This is a genomic window from Streptomyces sp. NBC_00885 (assembly GCF_045207475.1).
In the GTDB taxonomy this organism is placed as follows: Bacteria; Actinomycetota; Actinomycetes; order Streptomycetales; family Streptomycetaceae; genus Streptomyces.
Genome location: NZ_CP108796.1, coordinates 5651583 through 5671864, shown reverse-complemented (window position 1 = coordinate 5671864; position 20282 = coordinate 5651583). Strand labels below are relative to the sequence as shown.

At 68.6% G+C, this 20282-nt stretch carries 23 protein-coding genes and 2 tRNA genes; 6 read left to right on the top strand and 19 right to left on the bottom strand.

Going from position 1 to position 20282, the window contains the following annotated elements; genetic code table 11:
- Positions 1-92: 92 nt before the first annotated feature.
- Positions 93-1037, top strand: coding sequence for a hypothetical protein (locus OHA61_RS25890; RefSeq protein WP_406305044.1), 945 nt, complete (start codon positions 93-95; stop codon positions 1035-1037).
- A 68-nt stretch (positions 1038-1105) separates the two neighbouring features.
- Here OHA61_RS25890 and clpX read toward each other — a convergent pair whose 3' ends face one another.
- The 5 genes from clpX to OHA61_RS25865 all read right to left on the bottom strand — a co-directional run bounded on the left by clpX (position 1106) and on the right by OHA61_RS25865 (position 5780).
- A complete protein-coding gene (gene clpX, locus OHA61_RS25885) occupies positions 1106-2398 on the bottom strand; it encodes an ATP-dependent Clp protease ATP-binding subunit ClpX (RefSeq protein ID WP_328677831.1) in 1293 nt (430 codons plus the stop codon).
- 145 nt (positions 2399-2543) lie between these two features.
- Positions 2544-3218 carry an ATP-dependent Clp protease proteolytic subunit gene (locus OHA61_RS25880; RefSeq protein WP_324989455.1) on the bottom strand — a complete coding sequence of 225 codons (675 nt, stop codon included), beginning with the start codon at positions 3216-3218 and terminating at the stop codon, positions 2544-2546.
- Positions 3219-3259: 41 nt separating this feature from the next.
- A complete protein-coding gene (locus OHA61_RS25875; protein ID WP_406305042.1) occupies positions 3260-3877 on the bottom strand; it encodes an ATP-dependent Clp protease proteolytic subunit in 618 nt (205 codons plus the stop codon).
- Between the two features lie 230 nt (positions 3878-4107).
- Complete coding sequence (gene tig / locus OHA61_RS25870) at positions 4108-5505, bottom strand: trigger factor (protein WP_406305041.1); 1398 nt, start codon at positions 5503-5505, stop codon at positions 4108-4110.
- 198 nt (positions 5506-5703) lie between these two features.
- Positions 5704-5780, bottom strand: a tRNA-Pro gene (locus tag OHA61_RS25865).
- A gap of 153 nt (positions 5781-5933) precedes the next feature.
- Here OHA61_RS25865 and OHA61_RS25860 point away from each other — a divergent pair.
- Positions 5934-6004: transfer RNA gene (locus tag OHA61_RS25860), tRNA-Gly, on the top strand.
- A 69-nt stretch (positions 6005-6073) separates the two neighbouring features.
- On the opposite strand, the gene OHA61_RS25855 is transcribed toward OHA61_RS25860, so the two are convergent.
- The 10 genes from OHA61_RS25855 to OHA61_RS25810 form a co-directional block, all read right to left on the bottom strand.
- Complete coding sequence (locus OHA61_RS25855; RefSeq protein ID WP_406305040.1) at positions 6074-7240, bottom strand: tyrosine-type recombinase/integrase; 1167 nt, start codon at positions 7238-7240, stop codon at positions 6074-6076.
- On the bottom strand, positions 7240-7449 hold the full coding sequence (locus OHA61_RS25850) for an excisionase family DNA-binding protein (protein WP_406305039.1): 210 nt from the start codon (positions 7447-7449) through the stop codon (positions 7240-7242). The genes OHA61_RS25855 and OHA61_RS25850 overlap by 1 nt, the downstream gene beginning before the upstream one ends.
- The gene (locus OHA61_RS25845; RefSeq protein ID WP_406307458.1) at positions 7446-8744 is read right to left on the bottom strand and encodes a replication initiator; all 1299 of its coding nucleotides are present in this window, start codon (positions 8742-8744) and stop codon (positions 7446-7448) included. Before OHA61_RS25845 ends, OHA61_RS25850 begins: the two co-directional genes overlap by 4 nt.
- Before the next feature lie 131 nt (positions 8745-8875).
- Positions 8876-9082 (bottom strand): hypothetical protein, encoded by a 207-nt coding sequence (locus tag OHA61_RS25840; RefSeq protein WP_406305038.1) that lies wholly within the window; start codon positions 9080-9082, stop codon positions 8876-8878.
- A gap of 94 nt (positions 9083-9176) precedes the next feature.
- On the bottom strand, positions 9177-9509 hold the full coding sequence (locus OHA61_RS25835) for a SpdD-like protein (protein WP_406305037.1): 333 nt from the start codon (positions 9507-9509) through the stop codon (positions 9177-9179).
- 23 nt (positions 9510-9532) lie between these two features.
- On the bottom strand, positions 9533-9727 hold the full coding sequence (locus tag OHA61_RS25830; RefSeq protein ID WP_406305036.1) for a hypothetical protein: 195 nt from the start codon (positions 9725-9727) through the stop codon (positions 9533-9535).
- 19 nt (positions 9728-9746) lie between these two features.
- The gene (locus tag OHA61_RS25825) at positions 9747-9938 is read right to left on the bottom strand and encodes a mobile element transfer protein (protein WP_406305035.1); all 192 of its coding nucleotides are present in this window, start codon (positions 9936-9938) and stop codon (positions 9747-9749) included.
- 20 nt (positions 9939-9958) lie between these two features.
- Positions 9959-10618 (bottom strand): DUF2637 domain-containing protein, encoded by a 660-nt coding sequence (locus OHA61_RS25820; RefSeq protein WP_406305034.1) that lies wholly within the window; start codon positions 10616-10618, stop codon positions 9959-9961.
- A gap of 343 nt (positions 10619-10961) precedes the next feature.
- On the bottom strand, positions 10962-12323 hold the full coding sequence (locus OHA61_RS25815; protein ID WP_406305033.1) for an FtsK/SpoIIIE domain-containing protein: 1362 nt from the start codon (positions 12321-12323) through the stop codon (positions 10962-10964).
- Between the two features lie 5 nt (positions 12324-12328).
- On the bottom strand, positions 12329-12670 hold the full coding sequence (locus tag OHA61_RS25810; RefSeq protein ID WP_406305032.1) for a hypothetical protein: 342 nt from the start codon (positions 12668-12670) through the stop codon (positions 12329-12331).
- Between the two features lie 170 nt (positions 12671-12840).
- On the opposite strand from OHA61_RS25810, the gene OHA61_RS25805 reads away from it, so the two are divergent.
- The 3 genes from OHA61_RS25805 (at position 12841) to OHA61_RS25795 (ending at position 15141) form a co-directional block, all read left to right on the top strand.
- Positions 12841-13677: a sigma-70 family RNA polymerase sigma factor gene (locus OHA61_RS25805; RefSeq protein ID WP_406305031.1), complete on the top strand. Its 837-nt coding sequence runs from the start codon at positions 12841-12843 to the stop codon at positions 13675-13677.
- Between the two features lies 1 nt (position 13678).
- Complete coding sequence (locus tag OHA61_RS25800; RefSeq protein ID WP_406305030.1) at positions 13679-14488, top strand: protein phosphatase 2C domain-containing protein; 810 nt, start codon at positions 13679-13681, stop codon at positions 14486-14488.
- Positions 14489-14874: 386 nt separating this feature from the next.
- Complete coding sequence (locus OHA61_RS25795) at positions 14875-15141, top strand: hypothetical protein (protein ID WP_406305029.1); 267 nt, start codon at positions 14875-14877, stop codon at positions 15139-15141.
- 291 nt (positions 15142-15432) lie between these two features.
- Here OHA61_RS25795 and OHA61_RS25790 read toward each other — a convergent pair whose 3' ends face one another.
- Complete coding sequence (locus tag OHA61_RS25790; RefSeq protein ID WP_266476365.1) at positions 15433-15627, bottom strand: hypothetical protein; 195 nt, start codon at positions 15625-15627, stop codon at positions 15433-15435.
- Between the two features lie 421 nt (positions 15628-16048).
- Between OHA61_RS25790 and OHA61_RS25785 the strand changes: the two genes are divergently transcribed.
- A complete protein-coding gene (locus tag OHA61_RS25785; protein ID WP_406305028.1) occupies positions 16049-17203 on the top strand; it encodes an acyltransferase family protein in 1155 nt (384 codons plus the stop codon).
- Between the two features lie 87 nt (positions 17204-17290).
- Here the strand turns inward: OHA61_RS25785 and OHA61_RS25780 are convergent, their stop codons facing one another.
- The 3 genes from OHA61_RS25780 to OHA61_RS25770 form a co-directional block, all read right to left on the bottom strand.
- The gene (locus tag OHA61_RS25780) at positions 17291-17749 is read right to left on the bottom strand and encodes an HD domain-containing protein (RefSeq protein WP_406305027.1); all 459 of its coding nucleotides are present in this window, start codon (positions 17747-17749) and stop codon (positions 17291-17293) included.
- A gap of 62 nt (positions 17750-17811) precedes the next feature.
- The gene (locus tag OHA61_RS25775) at positions 17812-19008 is read right to left on the bottom strand and encodes an amidase (RefSeq protein ID WP_406305026.1); all 1197 of its coding nucleotides are present in this window, start codon (positions 19006-19008) and stop codon (positions 17812-17814) included.
- An 85-nt stretch (positions 19009-19093) separates the two neighbouring features.
- Entirely contained in the window at positions 19094-20239 is a 1146-nt protein-coding gene (locus tag OHA61_RS25770; protein ID WP_406305025.1) for a PP2C family protein-serine/threonine phosphatase, read from the bottom strand.
- Positions 20240-20282: the final 43 nt, after the last annotated feature.

Here is a 20282-nt window from a genome sequence, read left to right as displayed (position 1 = left end):
CTTCCGTAACGGTGTGACCCCTGCCGCCCCAAGGAGTTGGGGCTTGGGCCAGGATGTTCGAACCACATAAGTATCTGGAGGGGAACCCAGTAATGAGCTACAACCAGCCGGGCCCGTACGGCGGACAGCCTCAGCAGCCCGGACCGTACGGTCAGCCGGGTCCCTACGGCCAGCAGCCGCAGGCCCCGCAGCCCGGCTACGGCTACCCCCAGCAGACCCCTCCCGGCGTCCCGCCGCAGCAGCCTCAGCAGCCGGGCCAGTGGGGCCAGCCCCAGCAGCCCGGCCCGTACGGCCAGCAGCCCCAGTACGGCCAGCCCTACGGCGGCGGCCAGGTCCCGCCCCCGCCGGCTCCCCCGAAGAAGAAGACGGGCCTGATCGTGGCGGCCTCGGTCGTGGCACTCGCGGTGATCGGCGGCGGCGCGTACTTCCTGCTGGGCGGGAGCAGCGGGAACGGGGACGTCTCGGCGGACACGAAGGGCTACAAGATCGTGCCCCCGGCGACGGTCAGCGACTTCAAGAAGAGCCAGCGCGGCGACCAGTCGACGCCCATGTCCGACGAGGAGAAGAAGAAGGCTGAGGCCCTCAGCGTCAAGAACCCGAAGCAGGTGGTGACGCAGTACCAGGCGGGTGCTGACAAGACCAATCCACTTGCTGGCAAGACGCTGAGCCTCCATGGTGTGTGGGGCGAGATCGCCGACCCCGCGAAGGTGCTCGACGCTTCGTTCAAGGACGCCACGAAGAACAGCGACAAGAGCGGGACGTTCAAGATCGAACTCGTCGGCAGCCCGGAGGAGTTCAAGCCCGACGGCTTCGAAGGCGCTCTGATGAAGTGCCAGAACCTGAAGCTCTCGAGCACGAGCAAGGACTCCTCGCCCGGGATGCCCAAGGAGATTGTCGTTCCGACCTGCATCTGGGCCGACTACAGCACCTACGGTGTCGTGAACATCGTGGACCTGTCCAAGCCGACGGGGACGCCGCAGGACGAGGTCGCGAAGCTCGCCGCCGAGCTGTACAAGACGGGCCGCCAGAAGGTCTGATCCAACACAAAGGGGCGCCCGGCCAGTTCAGCTGGCCGGGCGCCCCTTTGCCGTACGCGCAAAAAGAACTACGCGGACTTCTCGTGCCGTCCGTCGTTCTTCACGATCCGCGGCTCCCTCGGCACCAGCGTCGGGTTCACGTTGTTGTGCACCACGTCCGCCGTGATGACCACCCGTGCGACGTCCTTGCGGGAGGGGACCTCGTACATGACCGACATCAGGACCTCTTCCATGATGGCCCGCAGGCCACGCGCGCCCGTGCCGCGCAGGATCGCCTGGTCGGCGATCGCCTCCAGGGCCGGGAGGTCGAAGTCCAGCTCCACGCCGTCCAGTTCGAACAGGCGCTGGTACTGCTTCACCAGTGCGTTGCGCGGCTCGACCAGGATCTTCAGCAGGGCCTCGCGGTCCAGGTTGTGGACCGAGGTGATGACCGGGAGGCGGCCGATGAACTCCGGGATCATCCCGAACTTCACCAGGTCCTCCGGCATGACCTCCTGGAACTGGTCGCTCGCCTCGATCTCGCGCTTCGAGCGGATCGTCGCGCCGAAGCCGATGCCCTTCGCGCCCGCCCGCGACTCGATGATCTTCTCCAGGCCCGCGAAGGCACCGCCCACGATGAACAGCACGTTCGTCGTATCGATCTGGATGAACTCCTGGTGCGGGTGCTTCCGTCCGCCCTGGGGCGGGACCGAGGCCGTCGTGCCTTCGAGGATCTTCAGCAGGGCCTGCTGGACGCCTTCGCCCGACACGTCACGGGTGATCGACGGGTTTTCACTCTTTCGGGCGACCTTGTCGATCTCGTCGATGTAGATGATCCCGGTCTCGGCCTTCTTGACGTCGTAGTCGGCCGCCTGGATCAGCTTCAGCAGGATGTTCTCGACGTCCTCGCCGACATACCCGGCCTCCGTCAGCGCCGTCGCGTCGGCGATGGCGAACGGGACGTTGAGCATCCGGGCCAGGGTCTGGGCGAGCAGAGTCTTGCCGGACCCGGTGGGGCCCAGCAGGAGGATGTTCGACTTGGCCAGTTCGATCGCGTCGTCCCGGCCCGTGCCCCCGCCGTTCTCGCCGGCCTGGACGCGCTTGTAGTGGTTGTAGACCGCTACCGAGAGGGCCTTCTTCGCGGGCTCCTGCCCGACGACGTACCCCTCGAGGAACTCGTAGATCTCGCGCGGCTTGGGCAGTTCCTCCCACCGCACCTCGGAGGTCTCGGCGAGCTCCTCCTCAATGATCTCGTTGCAGAGGTCGATGCACTCGTCGCAGATGTACACACCCGGGCCTGCGATGAGCTTCTTCACCTGCTTCTGGCTCTTTCCGCAGAACGAGCACTTGAGCAGGTCGCCGCCATCACCGATGCGTGCCACGAGGTGCTTCCCCTTCGCCTGGGAGCAGCTTGGTTCAGCCGACTCCTGGTGCCTCATATCCGACGGTACCTTGCCGGGCCCCCCGTTCGGGCCCCCCTTGGCGCGGTTCACATGCTTGTGCTCCGCACCAAGGGGACCGGACCGGTCAGGCGGCCGCTGCGGCCGTGCTCTTACGGGTCGAGACGATCTGGTCGACGAGGCCGTACGCAAGCGCGTCCTCGGCGGTCAGGATCTTGTCGCGCTCGATGTCGTCACGGATCTTCTCGATCGGCGTGGTGGAGTGCTTGGCCAGCATCTCTTCCAGCTGCGTACGCATCCGCAGGATTTCGTTGGCCGCGATCTCCAGGTCGGAGAGCTGCTCACGGCCGGTCTGCGAGGACGGCTGGTGGATCAGGATGCGCGCGTTCGGCAGGGCCATCCGCTTGCCGGGCGTACCGGCGGCGAGCAGCACGGCCGCGGCGGAGGCCGCCTGGCCCATGCAGACCGTCTGGATGTCCGGCTTCACGAACTGCATCGTGTCGTAGATGGCCGTGAGGGCCGTGAACGAGCCGCCGGGGCTGTTGATGTAGATGGAGATGTCGCGGTCCGGGTCCATCGACTCCAGGCACAGCAGCTGCGCCATGACGTCGTTGGCGGAGGCGTCGTCGATCTGCACGCCGAGGAAGATGACACGCTCCTCGAAGAGCTTCGCGTACGGGTCGTACTCGCGCACACCCTGGGAGGTGCGCTCGACGAAGCGCGGGACGACGTAGCGGTTGTCCACCTGCGGGCCGGTGTAGAGGCCGCTCGCGGGGAAGTTACTCATGTGGGTGTTCACCATCCTGGTGGCGTTCTACGGGCGGGGGCTGGGGGCAGGGCGGCTCAGGCGCCGGTGCCGCCGCCGCCCGGAACGCCCGATGCGGCGGAGATGATCTCGTCGATGAGGCCGTACTCCTTGGCCTCTTCCGCGGTGTACCAGCGGTCGCGGTCACCGTCGCGGATGATCGTCTCGACGGTCTGGCCGGAGTGGAGGGCGGTGATCTCCGCCATGCGCTTCTTCGTGCGAAGCAGATACTCGGCCTGGATCTTGATGTCCGAGGCGGTGCCGCCGATGCCGGCCGATCCCTGGTGCATCAGAATGTCGGTGTTCGGGAGCGCGAAGCGCTTGCCCGCGGTGCCGCCGGTGAGCAGGAACTGGCCCATCGAGGCCGCCATACCCATACCGATCGTGACCACGTCGTTCGGGATGTACTGCATGGTGTCGTAGATCGCCATGCCGGCCGTCACCGAGCCGCCGGGGCTGTTGATGTAGAGGTAGATGTCCTTGTCCGGCTCGGCGGCCAGGAGCAGCATCTGCGCCGTGATCTTGTTGGCGATCTCGTCGTCGACCTGCTGGCCGAGGAAGATGATGCGCTCGCCGAGCAGCCGGTTGTAGACATGGTCGCCGAGGCCGCCACCGATGGACGGCTCACCCGCGGCGTAAGGCTTCAGATTCGTCACGTATCCACCTGCTCGTCTCTGACGGCCCTGGCCGTCTCAGCATCTTTCGTACTGGGGGCGGGGACTGACCTGCCCTCGTATTCATGGACCCTAACGCGCTGGTCGGCGGGCGCCATCCCGGTTCCCCAACTGTTCGCTCGGAGCGCAAGGTGGACAGGGGTGCGCGGCAGTACGAGTCGGGCCCCGGCGCGGTTGCGTCCGGGGCCCGAATCAGTGGTTCAGAGCGAGGCTCAGGCCTCGGCCTTCTCCGTGGTCTCCTCGGCCTCGTCACCGTCGACGACGGCCTCGACCGTCTCCGCGGCGACCTCGGTCTCGTCCTCGTCATCGAGGTCGACGACCTCACCGTTGGTGTCGGTGACCTTGGCGGCCTCGACGACCACGGCGAGCGCCTTGCCCCGGGCGACCTCGCCCACGAGCATCGGCACCTGGCCGCCCTCGACGACCGCCTGGGCGAACTGGTCGGGGCTCATGCCGGAAGAGGCCGCACGCCGCATGAGGTGCTCGGTGAGCTCCTCCTGGTTGACGTTCAGCTTCTCCTTGTTGACCAGCTCGTCGAGGATGAACTGGGTCTTGATGCCCTTGATCGCCTGCTCGGACGTCTCGGCGTCGAACTCTTCCTCGGTCTTGCCCTGGATCTCCAGGTACTTGGCGAGGTCGATGCCCATCTGGCCGAGCTGGTGGTGCTCGAGGTTGTGCTTGCGGGTCTTGACCTCGTCCTCGAGAAGCTTCTCGGGGATCGGCACCTCGGCCAGCTTCAGCAGCTCGTCGAGGACGCGCTCCTGGGCCTGGGTGGCCTGGTCGTACTGCTTCATGTTCTCCAGGCGCTTGCGGCTGTCCGCCTGCAGCTCCTCGAGGGTGTCGAACTCGCTCGCCATCTGCGCGAAGTCGTCGTCGAGCTCGGGGAGCTCGCGGGCGGCGACGGCGGTGACCTTGACGGTGACCTCCGCGTCCTTGCCCTCGGCGGAGCCGCCCTTCAGCTGCGAGGTGAAGGTGGCCTCGCCGCCGGCCTCCAGGCCGGTGACGGCCTCGTCGATGCCGTCGAGGAGCTCGCCGGAGCCGATGGTGTACTGCACGCCGGCCGCGACGCCGTCCTCCAGGACCTCGCCGTCGACCTTGGCCTCGAGGTCGATCGTCACGACGTCGCCCTCGGCGGCGGCGCGCTCGACCGGGTTGGTGGAGGCGAAGCGCTCGCGCAGCTGCTCCACGGACTTCTCGACGTCCTCGTCGCTGACCTCGACGGCGTCGACGGTGATCTCGATGCCGGAGTAGTCCGGGATCTCGATGGCCGGGCGGATGTCGACCTCGGCGGTGAAGGCCAGCAGCTCGCCGTCCTTCAGCTCGGTGATGTCGACCTCGGGCTGGCCGAGCGGGTTGACCGAGGCCTCGTTGACGGCCTCGGTGTAGAACTTCGGGAGGGCGTCGTTGACGGCCTCCTCCAGCACCGCACCACGGCCGAACCGCTGGTCGATCACTCGGGCCGGGATCTTGCCCTTGCGGAAGCCCTTGACCGTGACCTGCTGGTTGATCTTCTTGTACGCCGCGTCGAGGCTGTCCTTGAGCTCCTCGAAGGGCACCTCGACAGTGAGCCGAACCCGAGTCGGGTTCAGGGTCTCCACGGCGCTCTTCACGGTTCGGTCTCCTTGGTGGCTGATTCTGGGGTTCTGCTGCGTCCGCCGCACTGGAGGCGGCTCAGCGGATTCGGCCCGGTCTCTCCATCAGACTCGCCGGTTTTCGCCGGACTCGTCGGACACACGGGCACGCAGCTTGCATAGTAGCCGCAAGCAGGATGAGCCCCACAATGTGATCTTGAAGAGCGATCGTGATGATGGTCGGGGTGGCCGGATTCGAACCGACGACCTTCCGCTCCCAAAGCGGACGCGCTACCAAGCTGCGCCACACCCCGTCGGTGCGACACGTAGGGTACATGCCCGCAGGCCATGCGGCTGCCGCATTGTTCGGGAGGCGGCGCAGGGGGGAATGGGGTGTGCGGCACCTGCCCCGGACCCGCTACGATGCTCTTCGTACCGCGGCCCTCGTGACCTGCGGTGCGATGCGTGCGGGCGTAGCTCAATGGTAGAGCACTAGTCTTCCAAACTAGCTACGCGGGTTCGATTCCCGTCGCCCGCTCTGTACGACGCAGGGCCAGGTCAGAGGTTCAATCCTCCGCCTGGCCCTGATCGCTTCCCGGGGCTGAGTTCAGTTCCCCGTGTCCCCCGCGTGCCCCTTGGGCTTTCGATCTTTCTTCTTTGGCGTCTTCGCGCCCTTGCGGCCCTTCTTGACCAGACCGCTCACAGCGTCGGCAATCAACCGGTCACGGGCAGCGCTCGCATGCTGATAGATCAGCGCGGCACGGGCCGTGCTGTGACCCATTCTTGACATGAGTTCCCGCGTGCTCGCGCCTGTGGACGCGGCAAGGGTGTTGCCCGTGTGCCGAAGATCGTGGAAGTGCAGGCCCTTGATCCCGGCGTCCTCGCACGCCTTGCGCCACAGCCGGTTGAAGTGGTTCCGGCGCGGGGTCGCGCCCTTGGCTCCGATGAACACCCGCCCGTCGGCGCCCGGTTCGGCGTAGCGCGCCAGGTGATCGCGGATGTCCGGGACGATCGCAGCGGGGATCGCCACGGTGCGCTTGCCCGCAGCACTCTTGGGTGCCTTGATCTCCTGCTGCCCGTTGAACAGTTCAGCTACGGCACGCCGGATGCGTACGGTCCGGTGTTCAAGGTCGATGTCCCGGCGGTGCAGGCCGACCAACTCGCCCCAGCGCAGCCCGAGGAAGCCCGCCACGAGCACGAGCGCCCGGTATCGGGGCTGGATCGACCCGGCCAGGTCGTAGACCTCCTGCACGGTGGCGGTCGGCCGCTCCGGGGTATGCACCGTGCTGGCGCCCTTGATCTGGCACGGATTGCGCTTGATCATCTGATCTGCCACAGCCGTGCCGAGGATGGCCCGCAGCAGGGCATACGCCTTGGAAACCGTGGTCGGACCGGTCCCCGACGCGAGCTTGTCGGCACGCCAGCGCCGGACGGCAGGAGGCGAGATCTCCGCGACGTTGACCGTCGCGAAGTCGGGCTCCAGGTGGTGCCGCAGCAGAGAGCCGTAGAGCTGCCGTGTGGTGGAGGTCAGTTCGCGTTCCTTGATCCAGGCAGCGGCGTACGGGCCAAAGGCGACCTTCCCGGCGTCCGGGTCGTGCCAGTCGCCGCGGCGGATCTCGGTTTGCTTGTCGGCGAGCCAGTCGTCCGCGTCACGCTTGGTGGCGAACGTGTGCGGCGCAGGCCTCAGTTGCCCGTCAGGAGCCACGTAGCGGGCCTGATAGCGGCCGGACGGGAGCTTGCGGACACGGCCGAAGTGGCGGCGCTTCCCTGCCATCAGGCCGCCCTCTTCAGCGCCGCGCGCGGTTGACGGGGCTGGATCGTGTGCGAGGCGATGTACTCGCGTATGGCGCTCTCAGGAATGCGGACATGGCGGCCGACCTTGACGTACTCGATGCGACGTTCCTCGATCAGCCGCCGAGGGAACCGGACCGTGGTACCGAGCACTTCGGCAACCTGGTCGACGCTGAGGTACCGCTCATTCATGCGTGATCTCCTTCCGTGCCGTCGGGGGTGATGGAGGCGGCGAGCCATTCCTCGCCTCGGGTGAGGCCGGTTCCGGCGAAGGCCCAGTGCGCGAGGACGAGCGTCGAATCGTCACTGTCCGGTTCGGCCGGCACGGGGTTTTCGTCACCGTGCGCGATGTGGGCTTGGAGGCGTCGCCATTCGGCGCGGGCGGTGCGCAGGGCGCCGAGGGTGGTGGAGTAGCGGCGGGTTTTGGTGGAGAAGTGGCCGCGGAAGCCGAGCATGTGGGCCCAGGCGCGGAGCCGGAGGTCTTCCAGGTCCTTGCGGGCGCCGAGGGTCCAGGCGGTACGGATCAGGCGGCGGGCGTGCTCGGGGATGGACTTGCGGCCGAGTTCGGCGAGGAACTTGATGGGGCGGTCGAGGGTGCCGGTCGCGGTCTCGGCTCCTTTGGTGGCGTACTTGGCGATGTAGGCGGCGACAGCGCGTTCGGTCAGTTCGGTGGCGCCGTCGAAGTCGGCCGAGCGGATGGGGCGGATGTCGAGCTGGTCGCCGAAGGCGAAGGTGTGGGCGCGGCCGTCGAGGACCGGTCCGGGAACCTCGGCGGCACCGGCGGCGGCGCGGATGGCGTCGGCGAGGAGTTCAGCCGTTGCCCAGGCCGGGGGCGGAGTGTCGCCGCCTTCGGGGCCATCGAGGCGGATCACGGCATGGAAGTGGATCGCGCCGCGGCGCTGGTATTCGGCGACCTTGGCGAAGGAGACGCGGGCGTGATCGCGGAATTCCCGTTGGCTGAGTCCGGCGCGCTTGGCGACTTCGCGGCGGAGGTAGATGGAGAACCGGGCCCAGATCTTGGAGGCGTGCGCGTTCCACAGAACGGCTGCTTCGTAGTCGTACGTCTCGGGGTTGAGCGGGGTCCCCAACTCGGGTGCGTCGGTGGGGTGCTGGATCCCGCAGCGGCAGCGGCCCTTGGTGGGGCGGTTGTGGACGGGGCCGAAGCTGGGGGCGGTGAAGGTGGCGAACACCCGCGGGTGAGTGGCGACCGCCTCGGGGGTGCCCTTTCCGCCGCGCAGTCCTGCGGTGATCAGTTGGTAGGTGTCGCGGCGGTAGGTCTCCGCGCAGGCGGCACAGCGGGTGGCGCGCCGGTTGTTGCAGCGGACCAGGAGGTTCCCGGCGGGCAGGTCGGCGGAGTTCAAGTGGTGGACGACGGGGCCGATCTCGCCGGTCGTGGTGTTCAGGGTGTGCTCGGTGCGCTGTCCGTCGAGGCGGATTGGGGTGGTGCAGCCGCCCAGGCCCCGCAGCTGCCGCATGAGGCCGGGCATGGTGCCGAGCGAGGCGAGGAAGGCGAGGTCACGCACGGGCGGCGCGGTCGCGGTCAAGTGAGGGTCCTCCTTTCAGAGAGAGCAGGGGGACGGGGCACCGGCGGCAGGTGCGCGGTCGGTGCCCCGTCGGGTCAGCGGTGATCGAAGGCGGCGGTAGCGGCGGCGTCGAGGAGCTGGCGCAGGGGCGGGACGGAGCCGGTTCCGTGGCAGGTGCGGCAGTGCGCGGTGATGGTGCGCCGGTTGCCGTTGCGGTCGCGGCCGCCGAGGGTGACGGCGGCGGAGGCGAAGCCGTCGCAGCCGGGGCAGACCCGGACCGGGGCATGGCTGTGCTGGGGCATGATGTGAAGTCCTTCCGGTTTCGTTGATCGGGTAGGGGCTAGGGCCGTCCGGGCGGCGGAGACTTGGCGGTTTCGGTGCCGCCCGGAGGGCTGGTCAGCGATGGCGCGGGTTGTTGAGCATCGAGCGCAGGACCACGGCGCAGACCGCGACGGATGCGGCGGTGACGGCGACGGCGAGCAGGAGCGAGACCAGGACCGCGCCGACCACGAGAACGACCGCGGCACCACCGCCGACGACGGCGAGTAATCCGGCCGGGCTGAGCCGGACCGCGGGCACGGCGCGAGCCGGGGCAGGGGCGGGTGCCGGGGCGGGGTGCTGGCAGGCGCACGCAGTGGCGTGGTGCCGCTGCTCGATCGGGGCCGGGCGGTCGATCGGGGTGACGATGGCGGTCGGGGTGGGCATGGTCGGGATGCGCGGGCGGAGCATGGTGGATCTCCCTTCTGGGTGGGTCACTTGGTGGTGCCGTTGACGACCTCGACGCCGGTCTTGGTGCCGGACTTGATGGCGGGGGCGAGGAAGGTGTCGGCGAGGAGGAAGCCGCCGAGGAGGAGCACGATGATCAGCCAGGTCGGCGGGCGCATGAGCTTGATCCCGAAGTAGCCGAAGATGGCGACCAGGACGATCAGCGGAAGTTCGACGTTCACGGCAGGGCCTTCCTGGGGGTCAGTGGGCGCGGCAGCGGTGGGTGCGGGCGGCGAGTTCGGCGGCGGAGCGGGTGGTGAAGTCGGAGGACCAGCCGCAGTCGTCGCGGGAGCAGACGGCGGCGTGCTTGGTGCGTCCGTGACGGTCGCGGTGGGTGCCGATCTGTACCGGGCCGATCCGGGTGATCGAGTGGAAGAAGTCGCGGGCAGGCATGAGCGGTTCTCCTTGTCTGGTCAGGTGAGTTGGGCGGCGAGCTGGTCGGCCATCGGGCCGGGCAGGCCGAGGCGGTCGCGCAGGGTGTCGGCGTCGATCGGTGTGCCGGTCGCGGTGCGGTGGGCGTCGGCGAGCCTTTGGGCGTGGTCCACGAGCGCGGGCGGCACATCAGCGGGCGGCGGTGCAGGCAAGGCCGGGACCAGCTCGGGAGCCTCGACCGCATCGAGCTCGGTTTCGAGTGCCGAATCGGCCGGCACACTCACGGGCTCGACCACCGGCAGCGGCCCAGGCTCGGTGTTCTCGTGGTCAGCGGGTGTGTGGACCAGGAGGGTTCCGCCGAGGAAGGCCAGGGCAGGCCATCCGGCGACCAGGATCCGCAGCCAGGCCGGGACGTCCGTCAGGTCGAGCAGTCCCGCGGTGGCGACGTTCGCGCCGAGCGAGGCGGCGAGAGCGACGGTGAACCAGGTCCACGCCGAGCGGGTCGGCCCGCCAGCACTGCGGAGGATACGCAGGCGCCGCCAGGCAGCAACGAGCAGCAGATCCACAGAGATCGGGTAGGCCCAGGCTTTCCAGCCGTCTTGTCCGGCAGCGGCGGCGATGTCGTGCAGGTGGGCGAAGGACAGGGCACCGGCGATCACGGCTTGCACCAGCACGGCATCCGGACGGATCGAGCGAGCCACGGGTCTTCACCTCCTTCACAAAGGGGTTGGGGCCGGGGCCGGGCGGGGCTCATACGTCCAGCCGCCCGGCACCCGGCGGAATCAGTCGGTCGGGGCTTGGCCGGTGCCGAAGCAGGTCAGGCAGAGCGCTTCCTGCCGGTCCGGGCTCTCGCGCTTGCCGCGGGCGCCGACCTTGAAGGATTCGGAGACCTGACCGGTGGTGCAGTCCGGACACGGCGTGCACTTGCTCTTGGCCGGGCGCGGCCGGTGCGCTTGGGTGCCGTCACGGGGCTTCTCCTTTCGGGCATGGCTCGGGTAGGGACCTGGCGCGAGACGGTCACGCCAACCGGGGTGCGGGATGTGCTCAGGCCGTGGCGGGCTCGACCGCCGGGGCCGGGATCTCGACCGGATCCAGGGCGGGCAGCACCGGGCGGAAGGCATCCAGGCCATCCAGCGCGGGAGTGCGGTACGCGTTGGCGGTGCAGGCGTTCACGGCCTGTCGCATCGTCGTGAACGGGGTACGGATGCGGACCCAGCCGCCCGTGGAGTCACCGGCCACCGCCATGCCCGGGCGTTCGACCGGGATCTGTGTCGTGGCCAGCACCGCGTCCGGGGAGATGTCGCCGAAGGCCATCTTGGCGGAGGCTTCGTCGTTGACCCGGTGCGAGATGCGGCCGGTGAGCTGGGCACGGAGCATGGTGATCCCGTCCCCGAGCTCGGCGCCGAAGCGCTGCCCGCAGATCTCCACGTAGATCCCGGCGGCGCGGCCGAGCTGGACGAGGCGGACCAGGGCGGTGACGATCCTCTCGCGGCGCTTCTTCTCCGCGGTGTTGGAGAACAGCGCCAGTTCCGCCACCTCGTCGACCAGGAGGACGACGGGCACCGGCCGCAGGTGCTCGGGCAGGCCCCAGATGTCGGCGGTGATCTCCGCATCCGGAGTGTCCGCGCTGATCCGCTGCTCGCGCCGGATCACCCGATACGTGTCGCCCATCCGCGCTACGAGTGCTTCCAGCAGGTCGGCGGCATCGTCCGGGTTGTCGGCCAGCGCGGAGAACCGGCGGGCCAGCGGGGCGAGTTCAACACCCTGCTTGCAGTCGATACCCACCAGGGCAACGTGCCGGGCAGCGAGTTCCTTGACCAAGTGGCGCTGATAGACCGACTTCCCCGACTTCGTCGCACCGAGGTTCAGCGAGTGCGGCACCTCCTGATAGTCGCGGTAGTGGACCTCCCCGTCTTCCCGCAGCGCGACCGGTATCCGCAGCCCCTCGCGCTCGACCTTCGCAGGCATCTGCACCCGCGCCAGGACGTCGTAGCCGGTCATGCGCAGCTCGACCACGCCCGACTTGACCTCACGCGAGGTGATGCCGTGCATGGAGAACGAGTGCCGCAGCCGGTCCGTGGAGGCCGTGAAGTCGAACGCGTCCTGACCGGGCCGCATCTTCAGCCGCAGCATCAGACCGGTACGCGTCGGCCGCATCCGCAGAATCCGCGGCACCCGGGACTCAGGTGCCGGGCGGCCGGTCATCCGGGCCAGGGCCAGCCGCAGCCGGGACGGAGGAACAGTGAGCCCGCACGCGTCCATGACCGAGGAGTACCGGAAGACCACCCGCAGCATCGCGAAGACGACCCCGAACGTGCGCCAGTACCAGGCCGGGCAGACCTTCCGCAGCACCAGCGCCGCAGCGGTGACGACCAGCGCTATGACGAGGAACCAGGTTCCCGACACGGCGCTCAGCCCTTGGCCGTGGACGGGGCGACCAGCGCGACCGCGCGGAACGCGATGCCGAACCGCTTCTCACCGTTGAACGTGTTCTCCCAGTCACGGGCCTTCAGGCCGACGACCTTGACCGGCATGCCGAGCGTGAGCCCCGCCGGAACACCCGTCTCCGGGATCGAGACGGTGTAGAGGTTGGCCTCGCCCTCATCCGCGATGGTCAGGCCGACCGTCATCATCTTCGCGCCGGTCTCCCGGTCGACGGCGACCTCTTCGGTCTGCTTGTTGATGATCTTCATCTTCGGCTCAACCGCAACGAAGACGATGGCGGTCGAGGTGTCGATCTTGAAGCTAGCCATGGAGCACATCTCCTACCGGTAAGGGGGGGTTACCATCCGAGCCCCCCCCTTCCCGAAGTGCTAAGGGGGGATTAACACTAAGGTGCACCTGTCTGGCGCGAGTGTCAAGCCCCCCTTATCATTCAGGTTGTGAAGCCTTCCGCCCTACGTCAGATCGGAGGCGTCGGGCAATGATCAATGAAGTCCGACGCGTAGCAGCCATCAAGGACCACGGTTTGCGAGTCAAAGCCGCGGTTGAGCTGATGGAGGAGCTGCAAGCTGCCGTCGTGGAGACGTCCCGGATGCGCAAGGAAAGCATCGCGTGGCTGCGTCAGAACGGCCTTTCGATGGCCGACGTGGCCAAGCTCATGGGAGTGAGCCGCGCACGCGTTGCCCAGCTCAAAGACGCTGGCCCGCCGACCGAGCGTGCCTTTCTGGGTGTCGACCGTGTGTTCGTTGCCGTCCCGCAGCGTCCCGGTGAACGCGAGTACGTCGCCCTGGAGGACAGCGCCACTGGGCAGCAGTTGATCAATTTGGCGCACCGGTTGCAGCTTGAGGGCGAGCTTGAGTACATCCCCACGTCGGGGGACATTGACCTTGACCGTGACGGGCTCGTAGTCGTTTGTGGTCCCAAGACTTCGCCGGTCACGGCCGCGGCCTTGGCGGCGGACCCCCGTCTGTCGTTCGAGACGTTGGACGACGGCAGATGGGCATTGATCGAGCGTGAGAACCAGCAGGTCCACACGTCCCCGAGCGACGAGCCAGGCGATCCCCAGTACGGGGACGTCGCCTATCTCGGTCGGCTCCCACGGCCGGACGGCGAAGGAACTTTCCTGCTGATCGCCGGGGTGCACGCAGTCGGCTCGCTGGGCGTTGCCCACTACCTCTCCGGACACCTTGCAGAGCTCTACGAGCAGGCCGGTAGCGAGCCGTTCTCCATGGTCATCGGCTGTGACTACGAGGCCGGGAGCAAGCGAATCACGGGCACACGAGCCGTAACCGACATCCTCCGGCACGAGACAGCCTGACATGCGTGTCTCGTTCGCCACCTCACCAAGGCCAGGCCATGAGAACGAAGACTTCGTCATCGCCAGCCCGGACGTCGCAGTCGTGCTCGACGGAGCGGGCATACCCGATGGCTTGAGCACCGGATGCGTCCACGGGGTCCCCTGGTTCGTCCGGCAGCTCGGTACCGACCTGCATCGCCGGGCGACCGAGCAGCGAACCAGCCTGACTGAGTGCCTGGCGGACTCCATCCATCACGTCAGCCAACTGCACGCATCGACCTGCGATCTCAACGACCCGATGACCCCCACAGCGACCGTCGCCATGGCGCGGATCCGCAGTGAGTCGCTTGAGTGGCTGGCACTCAGCGACTCAACCATCGTGATCAGCGCGTGGCATGGGCTGCAAACCGTCGCCGACCATCGCGTCTCCGACGTAACGGCAAGGCAACGCCTCAACATGGCAGCTTCATTGGAAGGGCTGACAGCGACGGACAGGCGCCGCAAACTCGTCTACGCCCAGCGCGACGTCATGAACCAAGCTGACGGCTACTGGGTGGCAGCACACGACCCGAAAGCGGCAGAGGAAGCTCTGACGGGCTCGGCTCCACTCTCCGACATCAAGACCGTCGCCCTACTGACAGACGGCGCAGCAAGGCCAGTGGACGACTTCCACGAAATGACCTGGCCCGAGGCGATACAACATCTCGAAGCCGCGGGCCCTCAAGGCCTGATCGACCGCGCCCGCGCCATGGAGAACGCTGACCCTGATGCCCAGCGGTGGCCACGCGGCAAGCGCCACGACGACGCGACCGCAGTCCTGTTGCGCTTCTGACAGCGCGGTCCGGCAAGCCGATCGTGGAGTGAGTAGAAATCTTCTCTACGGGTTCAAGGCGCCGCGCAAGCGCGGCGCGCGCCGCAGCCCCCGGCTCGGGGGCTGCCTCTGTCTTCGCCCGGCTGCCCCCGGCCGGGCGGCGGCGCACCGAGCGCGGACACCAACCCTCAGAGAAAGGCCGGCACGGGGCTGGGGCGGTCGGCGTTCCGAGGCTTTAGGCAGCCACCATGGGGCGAGCCTCGAAGATCGGGGGCCCACATCGGGCTATTGCGGGCAGGTCAGGAGACTGCCCGAGTCGCGGGAAGCTTACGGGCCCCCGATCTCTCGCCCCATGGCAGCTCCCGCCCAAAGCCTCTCCCTCACCGCCCGCGCGCTAGGGTGCCGCCATGATCCAGCTCTCGGCCCACAACGGCCCATCGGACGGAGTCGACAGCAGAGAAGCCCTGGCTGCGCACATCCGCAACCTGCGTGCCGATCTCATCGAACACGGTGACGATTGGGAGAATCCGACGCTGGAGAGCTACTTGGAGGCGTTGGCCGCGTGGATCAACGACTCTCCCGGCTGGTACAAGAACTTCGACCAGACGATGCCACCCAACGGCGACTGGACGCTCTTTGCCCGGGCCCTGAGCGCCGCAGTCGTGTACGAGTGATCAGATCCATCGTGCCCGCTGCGTGCCCGATCCGGCGGGAAGTGTTGGGGACTCACGGGGAGTGGCAGTCACGGGATGCCTCCAGCCCAGGTCAGTCACCGCCCAGGTCAGCAGCCATCCGCGTACGCGATCTTCCAAACTAGCTACGCGGGTTCGATTCCCGTCGCCCGCTCTTCATGTCTCAGGCCCGGCTTGGTGGTTGACCACCAGGACCGGGCCTGAGTCGTTCTCCGCGCAGGGCCGACGGACCGCCGGGCGGTGCCGGGTCAGACGCTGCTTCTGAACGCCGATTCAGAAGCTGATCTGATTGATGGTGTCGGCTATCGAGTCGAGGAATTTGTTGATCGACGGCGCCATGCCCGTCGACGCGAGGAAGAAGCCGAACAGCACCGCGACGATGGCGGGTCCGGCCTTGATGGAGCCGCCGCGGATCAGCACCACGAGGATGATCGCCAACAGCAGCACCACAGACAGTGAAATGGCCACAACTGATCACACCCTCGGTCGGTCCGCCTTGCCGGCCCGGGAGTGTGCGGCCCAGCACACCCCCGCCATGACCATGGTGCCACCAACAGCCCCATACATGCTCCCTGCTGACGAATCATCGACGACGGGATCACGCCATCCGCGCGCACGCGTGCGCCTGTACGCGTGCGGAGACTGATCCGGCCGGGTGAAATACCGAAGGAATTCGGCCTGATCGTTTCCATGCCCTCACACGTCGGTCACGCGAAATTCGAAGGCGTCCGGTGAGGAAATTCACGCACTCACAAGAGGGTGCCGCTATGCACCATTTAAGAGGGATTAATTGGGGCATAGCGGGCGGTTGGTGGCGGTTTCAGATTCGAATGGGAGACATGCGCAGAGGGTTTTACGAAATCGAATGGGCGAGGCTAGGGTGCCTCAGATGTTCCACGCTCCGAATGGATTCAGCAGGGCCCCGCTCCCCCAGGCCCGGGAGTCGGAGCCCGTCCCTACAACACAGGAGTCGGCCACACCGGCCGTAGCCGCCGCGGCCCAGAGGGCATCGGCGAAGTCCACCAGTCGAGACGCCTACTTCGACAACGCGAAGTATCTGGCCATCGTGCTCGTCGCGATCGCGCACGCATGGGAACCGGTGATGGACGGCAGCCGTGCATCCCGGGCGCTCTATCTGCTCGTCTACACCTTCCACATGCCGGCTTTCATCCTCATCTCCGGCTATTTCTCACGGAGTTACACCGGCAGGCCCGACCAGCTCAGACGGCTGCTGACCGGGATCGCCGTGCCGTACGTCGTCTTCGAGGTCGTGTACTCCCTGTTCAGGCGCTGGGCGCAGCACGCACCGGAACAGCCGATCAGCCTGCTCGACCCCTTCTATCTGACCTGGTTCCTGGCGGCTCTGTTCATCTGGCGGCTGACCGCGCCGCTGTGGAGGCTGATCCGGTGGCCGGTGCCGGTCGCGCTCGCCCTGGCCTCGCTCGCCGCGCTGACGCCGAACATCGGCGCGGATCTCAACCTCCAGCGCGTACTGCAGTTCCTGCCGTTCTTCGTGCTGGGTCTGTCGCTGAAGCCCGAGCACTTCCAGATGGTGCGGCGCCGGGAGGTGCGGCTGCTCGCGCTGCCGCTCTTCGCGGGCGCGGGCGCCTTCGCGTACTGGGCCTCGCCCCGGATGAACTTCAGCTGGCTCTACCGCTCCAGCAGCGCCCAGGAACTGGGCGAGCCGTGGTGGGTGGGTCTTGTGATGACACTGGCGTTCTTCGGGTGCGCGGCGCTGCTCACGGCCGGGTTCCTGGCCTGGGTGCCGGGCCGCAGGACCTGGTTCACCGTGCTCGGCGCCGGGACGATCTGCGGCTATCTGGGACACGGCCTGCTGATCAAGGCCGCGGACTACGGGCATGTCTTCGAGACGTACGCGTGGCTGAGCGATCCGAGCGGCGAGATCGTGCTCACGGTGATCGCGGCGGCGGCCGTGACGCTGCTGTGCACGCCGCCGGTGCGCAGGGCTCTGCGGTTCGTGACCGAGCCGGAGATGAACTGGGCGTTCCGGCGGGACGCGGCGGAGCTTGGGCCACGGCGCTGAGCCGCGCGGCGCCGAGCTGAGCCGCACGGTGGTGCCGGGCGGGACCGGGCACATGGGTCCGGGGCCCGGTTCCGTCGACCCGTACGGTCAGGCCAGGTCACCGTCCGGCAGGCCCAGCAGGCCGCGTACCTTCGCGTACTTCGCCGTCAGCCGCGTCCGCGTCGCCTCGTCGAGGACCGCGAGCCGCGCCGGATCGGCGTTGTGCGCGAGGTCGGCCTCCTTGACGAGGCGCGCGCCCGGCGTGGCCAGAATGCGTCTCGTGTACTCCTCCAGATCCTCACCCCTGCGCTTGGTGAGGGCGAGGACCATGTCCTTGACCGTCTGCGGCAGCGCGGCCGCGTCCAGCCACTCCCGGGACAGCGCGTCGTCCTCGACGGCGTCGTGCAGCCATCCCGCGGCGATCTGCTCATCGCTCCCGCCACGGACCCGCACACCTTCCGCGACGGCGGCGAGATGCTCGGCGTACGGGCGTCCCGCCTTGTCCGTCTGGGCGGCGTGGGCCTCGCGGGCGACGGCCTCGATCTCGGTGAGCGTGAGATACGGCATGGCACGACTGTACGGGCGCACGGCCGCGCCCTGCCGGGCAGTTGGGCCCCCGGAGCCCCGGGTCAGGGGCGAAAGCCCTGCCCGGCGCTGCGCACAGCCAGGTCGAGCAGCGCGCGGTCACTCCCGCGGCCGGCGATCACCGCAAGCCCCACCGGCAGTCCGTCCACCGACATCCGCGGAAGCACCAGGCACGGCAGTCCCGCGCCGCTCGCCAGGCAGGTGAGGCGGAACGTCCCCTGCCGGGTGGCAGCCTTGCGCGTGCTGTCCTCGTCCGGCAGCGGGGCCGGTCCGCTCGCCGCGGGCAGGAGCAGTACAGCGTCGTCCGGCAGAGCCGCGAGCAGTTCGCGAGCGCTGTGATGGACCACCTCCTCCGCTGCGGTCCGCTCCTCGGGGGTGACCGCGGCGGCGCGGGCGAACCGTGCCTCGACGCCGGGCCCGAACGTCCCGGGATGAGCGCTCACCCAGGCCCCGTCGCACTCCCACACCTCCGCCGCCTGAGCGGTCGCGAAGGCAGCCGCCCGCTCGGCCGGATCGCCTCCGAGGGACGGGACTTCCTCCGTCTTCAGGCCAAGCCGCTCGGCCAGTCCCGCCGCCGCCGGGCCGAAGGCCTCACGTACTCCCGCGTCGGCGAGCGCGACGAGATCCCTCGCCACCAGGGCGGTACGGAAAGGACGTTGGCCCCCGGCGCCGCCTGATGGCAGCAGTACGTCGCCCAGCCGTGCCAGCGTGCGCGCGTCCCGCGCCAGCCAGGCGACCGTGTCGAACGAGGGGGCCAGCGGCAGCATTCCGGCGGCGGGGACGGCACCGTGGGTGGGCCGCAGGCCGTGGAGCCCGCAGTACGAGGCGGGCACCCGGATCGATCCGGCGGTGTCGCTGCCGAGCCCGGCGTCGGCCTGGCCGAGGGCGACCGCGGCGGCCGGTCCGCCGGAGGAGCCGCCGGGGACGCGGCCGGGTGCCGCCGGGTTGGGCGGGGTGCCGTAGTGCGCGTTCGTCCCGTTGAGGCTGTAGGCGAACTCGTCGGTCTGCGCGATGCCGGTCACGTCGGCTCCCGCGGCCAGCAGGGTGCCCACGGCCCACGAGTGCGCGCTCTGGGGTTCCGCCTCGGCGAGCCAGGCCGGATTGCCGGCGCCCAGCCGGTGGCCGGCGACGGCGTGCACGTCCTTGACCGCCAGCCGTACGCCGTGCAGCGGGCCGCTGCCGGACCCGGCGACCAGAGGATTGCCGCGCTCGCGCCAGACCGCGGTGTCTGTCGTCGCCATCAGGACTCCTCAGGACGCCGTCGTGGGCGTTCGAGCATCTCAGGCCCCCGTCCGGCGGCTAAGGACAAAACACCTGCCGGCCCCCCTACGCCTCGCGGCAGAGGAGCAGCAGCGCCCGGTCGTCGTTGACGTCCTTCGCGACGGCCTCGATCAGATGCCAGGCCGCGCCCTCGAACCCCGAGGCGACATAGCGGTCGGCCTCACCGGTGAGGCGGTCTATGCCCTCGCTGATGTCACGGCCCGACGCCTCCACCAGGCCGTCGGTGAAGAGCATCAGTACGTCGCCGACGCGCAGGGAGCCCTTGACCGGGTCGAACTGTGCCCCGTCGTACACCCCCAGGAGCGGGCCTTCGGCGCCCTTCTCCTCCCAGCGGCCGCTGCCCGCGTTCAGCTGGAGCGCGGGCAGATGGCCCGCCGAGAACAGTTCGTAGTCTCCGGAGTCCAGGTCCAGGACGAGATGGATGGAGGTCGCGAAGCCCTCGTCCCAGTCCTGGCGGAGCAGATAGCCGTTGGCCGCGGGCAGGAAGCCGTGCGGTGGCAGGGAGCCGAGCAGACCCCCGAACGCGCCGGACAGCAGCAGCGCACGCGAGGCGGCGTCCATGCCCTTGCCCGAGACGTCGGTGAGGATGACCTCCAGAGTGCGGCCGCCGTTCGTACGGGCCGCCACCACGAAGTCGCCGGAGAAGGACTGGCCGCCGGCCGGGCGGAGCGACATCTCGCGGTGCCAGCCCTTGGGGAGCCGGGGCAGGGCGCTCTGCACCCGGATGCGTTCACGCAGGTCGAAGAGCATCGTCCCGCCGCGCCGCCAGGGCACTCCGACCCGGGCTCTGAACTGGGCTATCAGCAGTCCGAAGAGACCGCAGGCGGCGACGGCGAGAACCGTTCCAGGGGTCACGCGCGCGGGGCCCTCGGCGTACGGGCCGAGGACGACCGACTCGACGATCAGCGCCGCCGCTGCCGCCGCGTACAGACCCAGCAGGCTCGCCGGACGCAGCAGCAGCCCGCCCGCCACGATCGGCAGGACGAGGGCCGCCGGGGAGACCCAGACGGGCATCACGACCGTGCCCCAGGTGAAGGCCGGGATCGTCAGCAGCAGCCCGACGAGCGCGATCCAGTCGGAGCCGTCGCCGCGGAAGTAGTCGACTCCGGATTTGCGCAGCGCGATGCGTCCCCGGTGCACGGCTTTCCGCAACCGGGCCGTGAACGAGTCTGCTGCAGAGCCGCGGGCCATTGCCGTGGACCCTATCCACCCGCCCGCCATCCGTGCAGGGGGA